Source organism: Mesorhizobium sp. M0184 (assembly GCF_040322215.1).
Taxonomy (GTDB): domain Bacteria; phylum Pseudomonadota; class Alphaproteobacteria; order Rhizobiales; family Rhizobiaceae; genus Mesorhizobium.
This window is the reverse complement of sequence record NZ_JAMYSZ010000075.1, coordinates 1-7,423: the sequence shown is the minus strand read 5'-3', so window position 1 is coordinate 7,423 and position 7,423 is coordinate 1. Positions and strand designations below refer to the sequence as shown.

General features: G+C 63.2%; 8 protein-coding genes. 3 read left to right on the top strand and 5 right to left on the bottom strand.

The genetic code is table 11. The features are described 5' to 3' along the window. Positions 1-148: 148 nt before the first annotated feature. Positions 149-640, bottom strand: coding sequence for a UCP036055 family protein (locus tag NKJ23_RS34160; RefSeq protein ID WP_352496760.1), 492 nt, complete (start codon positions 638-640; stop codon positions 149-151). A gap of 73 nt (positions 641-713) precedes the next feature. Beyond that, positions 714-2,864: a ParB/RepB/Spo0J family partition protein gene (locus tag NKJ23_RS34155; RefSeq protein ID WP_352496761.1), complete on the bottom strand. Its 2,151-nt coding sequence runs from the start codon at positions 2,862-2,864 to the stop codon at positions 714-716. A 188-nt stretch (positions 2,865-3,052) separates the two neighbouring features. Between NKJ23_RS34155 and NKJ23_RS34150 the strand changes: the two genes are divergently transcribed. Genes NKJ23_RS34150 through NKJ23_RS34140 form a run of 3 tightly spaced genes read left to right on the top strand, consistent with a single transcriptional unit; the run spans position 3,053 to position 4,205 of the window. Continuing rightward, positions 3,053-3,673 carry a DUF433 domain-containing protein gene (locus tag NKJ23_RS34150; RefSeq protein ID WP_352496762.1) on the top strand — a complete coding sequence of 207 codons (621 nt, stop codon included), beginning with the start codon at positions 3,053-3,055 and terminating at the stop codon, positions 3,671-3,673. Next, positions 3,607-4,065, top strand: coding sequence for a DUF5615 family PIN-like protein (locus NKJ23_RS34145; RefSeq protein ID WP_352685126.1), 459 nt, complete (start codon positions 3,607-3,609; stop codon positions 4,063-4,065). The genes NKJ23_RS34150 and NKJ23_RS34145 overlap by 67 nt, the downstream gene beginning before the upstream one ends. Beyond that, positions 3,969-4,205 (top strand): hypothetical protein, encoded by a 237-nt coding sequence (locus NKJ23_RS34140; RefSeq protein ID WP_352496765.1) that lies wholly within the window; start codon positions 3,969-3,971, stop codon positions 4,203-4,205. The genes NKJ23_RS34145 and NKJ23_RS34140 overlap by 97 nt, the downstream gene beginning before the upstream one ends. Before the next feature lie 390 nt (positions 4,206-4,595). On the opposite strand, the gene NKJ23_RS34135 is transcribed toward NKJ23_RS34140, so the two are convergent. The 3 genes from NKJ23_RS34135 to NKJ23_RS34125 form a co-directional block, all read right to left on the bottom strand. Next, entirely contained in the window at positions 4,596-5,792 is a 1,197-nt protein-coding gene (locus NKJ23_RS34135; RefSeq protein ID WP_352468590.1) for a DUF932 domain-containing protein, read from the bottom strand. Positions 5,793-5,923: 131 nt separating this feature from the next. Further along, positions 5,924-6,196: a CoA-binding protein gene (locus NKJ23_RS34130; protein WP_031195148.1), complete on the bottom strand. Its 273-nt coding sequence runs from the start codon at positions 6,194-6,196 to the stop codon at positions 5,924-5,926. Positions 6,197-6,930: 734 nt separating this feature from the next. Further along, positions 6,931-7,423 (bottom strand): DUF309 domain-containing protein (locus NKJ23_RS34125; protein ID WP_352496764.1); only part of this gene is annotated, 493 nt, incomplete at its 5' end.

The following is a 7,423-nucleotide window of genomic DNA, read 5'->3' as shown; positions in this document are numbered from 1 at the left end:
CCCGCGGTCCCGGGGGTGTGGTTTAAACCGGGCTTTCGTGCTCCCCGCAATCGCCCCTGTTTTTTTCCCAGCCAAAATGGCCCACCCCAATCAACCCCAACCCGCCGGGCAGCGGCCCCCCCCCCCCGGGCCTGTGGTCGGAGTGGTTCTATGGGGTGAGGCGATCAGGCGGCCGTCGGCCCTCAATGACGTCGGCGCCGACCTCATCGGCGGAGACCTCTTCGAGATAGGCTCGGCTGTACGAATTGCTGGCGAGCCAGCGTTCGGCCGCCTCGCGATCCTTGGCGGGATAGAGCAGTTCCGGGCTGTCCCCGAGTTCCTGCAGGACGCGGACCATGCCGATCATGGAACGCTCCATGACCTCGAAACGCAGGTCGCTTTCAACGGACCATGTGCGCCTGACCGAGACGACGATGATGCCGCCCTGCCCGAAATCACCCTCATACAGGGTGAAGTAAGCCGGCGAGCTATAGGTCGCGCGCTCGCGCGGCGGTTCCTTCCTGACCAAACGACCGACGCCGTTGCGGCTCTCCCAGGCGGCGAGCTTTTTGGTGAAGCGAGCCGGCGGTTTCGCGGTGCCGGAGCGGTACCGGATAACGCTCCCCAGAGGAGCGGATTCGTACACGATATGTGCGGACATGCGGGTTTCTCCATGTCGGAAAACGAAAAAGGGCCCGGCGGGAGTGCCGGGCCCGGTGCGAGCGTGAGGCCGATTATTTAGCGGCCTGGAGGTGATCCGCCTCGCCGCCGTCGATGGTCACCGGCTCATCGGAGGACGGATCCGCATCGTCGGCGAGGTAGGCCGGCAGCTCGGTGGCATCGCCGTCGAGAGCCGCCTCGTCCGACATGTCGCCGGCGATCGCATCGCCAGAATCGGTAGCAACTTCATCGACCTCAACGCGCAGCGGCTCGGGCAGCCAGTTCGACCGTTCGAGAAGACGCGCGGCCTCACGCGCCATGATGTCCTTCTGCATGTGGTCGATCAGCTGCGCGGAGTCTGCGCCACGAGCTTCACGGACAGCCTGTAGAATCCGCGCCTTGGTGAGCCGCCCGAGGAACTCGACCGTAGGCGTCCAGCCGGCGTTGACCATGTCGAACTGGAGCGAGCGGCCAAGCATGTCTGCATGCTCGAGCGCCTTCGGTCGCCTGTTCCAGGGTTCGACCACCGCATTGAGGGTCAGCGAGACGCAATGCGCGAACAGCGCCTTGCGGCTTGCTTCGTCGAGGCCGAACAGGAAGTCCCACAGGCCTTCCGCCTCATCGGGCAAATCGCGGTCCCAGGCTTCGTGCCGCTCGGCGATCTCCTTGGCCCAGGATGTCTCGGCAAGACCGTCGACCTGGCTGAAGCTGCCGCTCTTCAGGCTGATCTCCAGGCACGTGTCCGGCGCGAAGCGATAGAAGACCTGCAGGACGAAGGCATGGAGTGCGGCGATGATGGCGATGTCGACGTCACCGGCGAGCGCGTTGCGCAGTGCCAGCGTGCGCTGCGCGGTCAGGTCGAAGACGAGCCGATCGGGCAGTGGCTTGATGTCATCATCCTCGCCGTCGGCGCCAGAGGTGTCGTTCACCGGCTCGCCGTTGACGACAACACCATCGCCATCGTCGTCGCCATTGGATCGCGTTCCGCCGGCGGCGCCCCCTTCCTCGCCCACATCGACGTCGCCGGTTTCGGTCCGCGGCTCGTCCTCGGACCGCACGAAACCGGCGTCGACCTGGAGTTTGCCGTTCGCGGCAAGCGTAACGAACACACCGGCAATGGCCTTCTGGGCGGGATCGTAGGTTTGAGGACGATCATCGATCGCATCGAGCTCGGCACCCAGCTGGTCGAGCTTCGCCTCGATTGCTTCGTCGGCATCCTCGGCCTGGGCATAGTCCACATCCAGCTTGTCGTATTCGGCCTTCAGCGCGTCGTAGCGTTCGATCTCCTCGGCGCTGAGCTCCTGCGCCTCGGCGTAGATGCGCCGCATCCCGGAGGTGTGGCCATAGGGAAAGCTGATCGCCGCATCCACCCATTTCCAGCCTTCGGCGCGGATCGCCTCGGCATCCACCTTCAGCCTGTCGAAGACAAGCTGCTCGAGAAGTGCGGCATCCTGGAACCAGCCGCCGGAATCCTGCTCGAAGAGATCGCGAAGGATGACCCCGCCGGCAGCCTCATAAGCTTCGGCGCCGACATAGACGGCACGGCGATCATCGGCGCGAACGGTGGTCTCCGTCAGCAGACGCCTGATGTAATACGGTTCCTGCGTGTGCGAGCTGGAGATCCGCTCCCAGACCTGCTCCTGGCGCGCATGATCGTCGGAGATCGAAAACGCCATGATCTGTTCGAGCCGGATTTCGTCCTTCTCATAGAGGTCGAGAAGTTTCGGCGACACAGAGGCGAGCCTGAGGCGCTGTTTCACCGTCGCCGGCGACACGAAGAAGCGGGCGCCGATCTCGTCCGGATCGAGACCGTGATCGCTTAGCGTCTTGAAGGCACGAAACTGGTCCAGCGGATGCAGATCGGCGCGCCGCAGGTTTTCAGCAAGCGAGTCCTCTTCGGCCGAGGTCTCCTGCCTGCGGTTAACGATGCAGGGGATCGGCTCGTTCTTTGCCAGGCGCTTTTGCTTGATGAGGATACCGAGCGCGAGATAGCGACGACCGCCGGCCGGCACCTCAAACGTGCCGGTCTCCTCGCCCTCGCCGTCGAGCATCGGACGGACGTTCAGGCTCTGGATGAGCTTTCGCCGCCCGATGTCCTCAGCCAGCTGCTCGATAGACACGCCGTCCTTGATGCGCCGGACATTCTTCTGCGACAGCCTGAGCTTGTCATAGGGAATGTTCTCCGCGGCGTTCATCGCGATCTTCTGAATGGCGTTCTTTGCCATGGTCAGGTTCTCCATGACGGGCGGCCGGGGCCTCTCCCCGAACCTCCAAGCCCGTCAGGAAACCTCCCCTCCCCCTCTGCCTCCCGTCGGGCGTCTGGCACGGACGCCGCCGGCTGCCGCAAAGCTTCGCTGGACTGCGGAAGGCAGAATGGCTATATATCTTCCACGAATGTGGAAGGATTATTGTCATGCCGGGGTTTAGCAGCGAAGTGCTCACCGCCAATGAGGCGGCGGCGGTAACGCAGGTGCCGCTCAAGCAGGTGCATCGCATCATCGATGCAGGATTGCTGCGCGGCCGTGTCGAGACGCGCCGCGGCAGCCGCGTCATCGTCGGAGCGGGTCTCGTCGGCCTACGCCTCGCCTGGCTGACGGCGGAGACGCTGACGCCGGCCGCGCGGCGGCGGATCGTCGAGCACGCCATTGCCGATGATGCTACGCCCGTGGTCGCGGACGATCCCCTTAAGGTCGACCTGAAGCCGATCACCGCCGGGGTAAGGGCCGGCCTCAGCCGGCTGAGGAAAGCAAAGGCGATGGTGGCGCGCGATCCAGCGGTACTTAGCGGTCAGCCGGCCTTTGTGGGAACACGCGTGCTTGTTCATGACGTTGCCGACATGCTCGCCAACGGCGACACGGCCGACGCGATCCGTGCCGCCTATCCGCAACTGACTCTCGACCGGATCAGGCTCGCGGCCGACTATGCGCTCGCCTATCCGCGGCGTGGCCGTCCGCCGGTCAAGCCGGCGTGGCGCAGCACGGCGGCGAAATCGAAACGCACAATCCGTCTCGACGATCTGCCGGCCGTTTCGTGAAATTCCTGATCGACGAATGCCTGAGCCCAGAGCTTGCGAAACTGGCGCGCGAACGGGGTTTTCCAGAGTCGAGCCATGTGCGCTGGCTGGGCCTCGCCGGCGCCAAGGACCATATGGTGACCCGGCGCGCGGTCGCGTCGCGCTCGACATGCTCGACGACATTCCGCCGCTCGCCGCCGCCTCCGCGCCATCACTGGGGTTGGTCGAGACGGTTCGCGTTCCTCCGAACGGCGCGCCGCCTGAACCCTGAAAAAGCCATCACCGCCGGTGCACGCACCGGCCGCAGGGCGGCTATGTGCTCGTCACGCACAACACGACCGACTTTCGCGGCCTCTATCGCCGCGAGGAGCTGCATGTCGGGCTGGTCGCCTTCAACACCGCCCCTGGCCTGATGAGCCTCGATCTCCAGCACAGGCTCTTTCATCTCGCCCTTTCCGAGCTCGGTGGGGAGGAGGCATGGAACGAAGTGCTGGAGATTACCGTGGATGTCGCGCGTACCATCACCATCGAACGGTTCAACCTCCCCGACTGACGGACCTCCGCGTTCGTTTCCTGCAATCGGGCTGCCAGAAGCCGCCGCTCGCAAACGAAAAAGCCCGCCGCGGGAGGAGGTGCGGCGGGCTTGATTTGGACGACAGCATTCGGGAGGAATAAATGCCGTCCCTGGTCGCCAAGGTCGGGAGGAGGTGACCCGGACGAAACTCGATATCGACAGACTACTCCCTTCCGCGCAGCCGAGAAACATTAATTGTGCATAGCAGCATTGCGATTTTGTGCGGCGCACACTTAGACTGAGAGATGTGTTTGCCAGACCGGCAGCGCAGGCCGTGTGCTGCGCCCCGCAGCGATGCACATGTTCGAAACTGGCGGCATCAGCAGCCCGGTGACGTTACCTACTCCCGCCGCGCGCAGCATTGCAGTATCATGCTGCCAGATCGAGAAGCTTCTTGGCCTTGCCCTCCATCTCCAGGCGAACATCCTGATGCGGCTTGTCGCGCGCCACCCGTGTAATGCCCTGCACGAAGTCGAAAATCGAGGCGGGCGGGTGCCCTTCCTCCGAAAGCACGGCATCGATGATCTTCGTCGTCTCCGCCTTGGAGAAGCCGCGCTTGCGCAGGAAGCTCTGGCGATCTTCGTCGTCCCGAGCGACGACACGCTCCCGCGAAGCCTTGATGCCATTGACGAACGGCATGGGCGAAGACTCCGCGAACTGGATCAGCGCTGGCTCGGCTTCCAGGGCAAAACGCGAGGCGGCATATTTGGAATGCCGGATAATGATTTCCTGGAAATCCTGCACGCCCCAGAGGCAACGATTCTGGCACACTGCACGTAGATAGAAGCTGGCGATTCCAAGCGTGCGGGCGCCGACCTCCGAGTTCCAGCAATAAAACCCCCTGAAAAAGACGTCGGGCGAGCCATCGGGCAGCTTGCCGGCTTCGATCGGATTCAGGTCGTCGACGAGGAAGACAAAGACATCACGGTCGGACGCATAGATCGTCGTCGTGGCATTGGAAATGTCGACATTCGGATTGTAGATTCCCGTTGACCAGTCGAGCACGCCAGGAATCTTCCAGCGGGTGTCGCCGGTACCGTTGCCGGCGATTTTTTGGACGGCCGCGATCAGCTCTTCATCGAAAATCCTGCCATAGTCCGGACCTGTAACCGCTCGCAGCTCGAGGCGTCCGTTCTCGATTTCCAGCGTCTTCACCTGCTCGGCGCGGCGGTTGAGGAGACCGTGCTGAAGGTTGATCGCCGCGAGCGGGGCCGGAAGCTGGCGCAGATAGGTGGCCGGTGCACCTACCAGGCTGGCGAGTTGGCCAAAACTCCAATGCGTGGGGGCAACTGGGGCAGGCGCATCGGGCAGCATTAACCTCAGGCGCTCCGGATCGTCGCGGCTGGCCTCGACGCGGATCAGCTCACTCTCGACGATGCGGGTCTTGCTGCGCTCCGACCGGGCCTTCACCGAATTCCGAAGGTCGGTGAGCGACAGGTATCGCTCATCCGCCGGCCGGTTGAACCATTCTGACGACACGCGGCCGATGCGCTGACCGCGGCTGACGTCGACCTTGTAACCGGCACGCTCGTTGCGGGTGGGCGTGTGAATTTCCATCTGTGTCATGGTTGGAGCTCCTCGGCGGGCGCCGGGAGACTCTCTCCCGGACCTTCACCCGCCACCGCAGCCCACCCACGCTCTTCCTCTGTCGGCATCCGCGCGCCACCAGAAGCGTCGGCATTGCCGAAGCGGCCGCGTTAGGGGCCGACACCAAGCACCGCCAGATCCGGCGCCTCGTCAACGTCCGCGAAGGCGGCGAAGCATGGCCTCCCCAGGATTTCGGTCTGACGCGGATCGATGAACTGGATGCGCCCCGAATATCCGGCGCTGACGACGGACTGGGCCAGCCGCAAGCCGAATGAGCCTTCCCTGCCGGACACCCCGGCAACCACCATGGAGCGGGTGTCCAGCATCGGTGCCAGACGGTGCTGTCCAAGTAGACCCGCGCGCGTTGTGGTTACCGCGTCCATGGCTACTTCCCCTTGAACTCGGAATTGCGCTTTTCCGAAAAGGCGACGGCACCTTCGTTGAAGTCATCGGAGCGGAGCATGCGCTCGTAGTGCTGTAAGCCGCTTTTGCCCACCCATGCCTTGTGGCTTGCCTCATGCGCCGCCTCGACCGAGAGGTGTGCGGTGGCCCGAATGAATTGAAGGTCCGGTCATGATCGTTACCATGGACCGTCCACGACGGATGCCATCGATACGGCCGTCAGCATGATGGTGACACGGATGTCCTGAGGCCCGGCACTCCCTTTCTCCCGCAGCCGGAGGCTGGCGCTTCATTAAACGAGCTCATTCCGGATTAAACGAGCTCATTCTGGCGGCTTGACCGCCGCACCAGGTTTGTTGTGATTACCCCACTATAAAGGCGACCCAAAGGAAGCATGCCAGGACAAGACGTGGTTCGACTGGAAGCAATGGTTCCAGCACTCCGGGGTAAACGTGTCGGAAGGGGCTGCCGGGTCCTGTGTTCGACAACCACCTTACGATGAGGCAGGCCTTGGCTGGCAGCGGAATAGCGTTGGGTTGGATTGGCACGGCGAGCGAACAGGTACGCCGCGGCCAACCGGTTGAGCTCCTGCCTGGGGAAGATCAACGCCCTGGTAACGTCTATCTTGTATCGCTCAAAGAAACGCCGTGGAACAAAGCTGCCGCGCTTTTTGCAAACTGGCTCATGTCCAAGCCTAGTCCGGCTTTCGATCCAGTTAGACATTCCACGACACGGAACAATGCGACCGTAGGACTTGAGAAGTTCGCAAAACAGCCGGGAAAGTTGTGGCCGTTTCGGCGTGTACCGCGAGCGCGGCAGGTGTCATTCCGAGTGCGGCCTCAAAGGGCCGGCTCGGCAGAGGCGCCACCCGACGAAAAAGCGCTGCAGCTCTCGCCGCATGGCGCGCGGCAGCGACCCGCTTTCCCTCGCGGATTTTCACCCCGGCCGCCGCCAACAGGATCAATCCCTTGAACAAAAGGCGATGCTGAGTGCTTTGTTTCGCAGCGTGCCAAAGAGGCTCCCAAGCCTCATGGGCTTCCCAGTAATAGCCGTGATTGAAAAGGTCGATACCCCATCGGAACCCGTTTGAGCTGAGTGATTCCTCGACGGCAACAACGGTCACCGGGTCGCTTTGGTAACTGTGACCCAGCGGGTCGCGAACCGGATGCGGATGTTTGCCAGGCAGGTATGCGTAGCCCGGGAAATTC

What these genes read in the sequence shown, in the direction of transcription:
- NKJ23_RS34160 (WP_352496760.1), bottom strand. Translation starts at nt 640, where the DNA reads ATGTCCGCACATATCGTGTACGAATCCGCTCCTCTGGGGAGCGTTATC.
- NKJ23_RS34155 (WP_352496761.1), bottom strand. Translation starts at nt 2,864, where the DNA reads ATGGCAAAGAACGCCATTCAGAAGATCGCGATGAACGCCGCGGAGAAC.
- NKJ23_RS34150 (WP_352496762.1), top strand. Translation starts at nt 3,053, where the DNA reads ATGCCGGGGTTTAGCAGCGAAGTGCTCACCGCCAATGAGGCGGCGGCG.
- NKJ23_RS34135 (WP_352468590.1), bottom strand. Translation starts at nt 5,792, where the DNA reads ATGACACAGATGGAAATTCACACGCCCACCCGCAACGAGCGTGCCGGT.
- NKJ23_RS34130 (WP_031195148.1), bottom strand. Translation starts at nt 6,196, where the DNA reads ATGGACGCGGTAACCACAACGCGCGCGGGTCTACTTGGACAGCACCGT.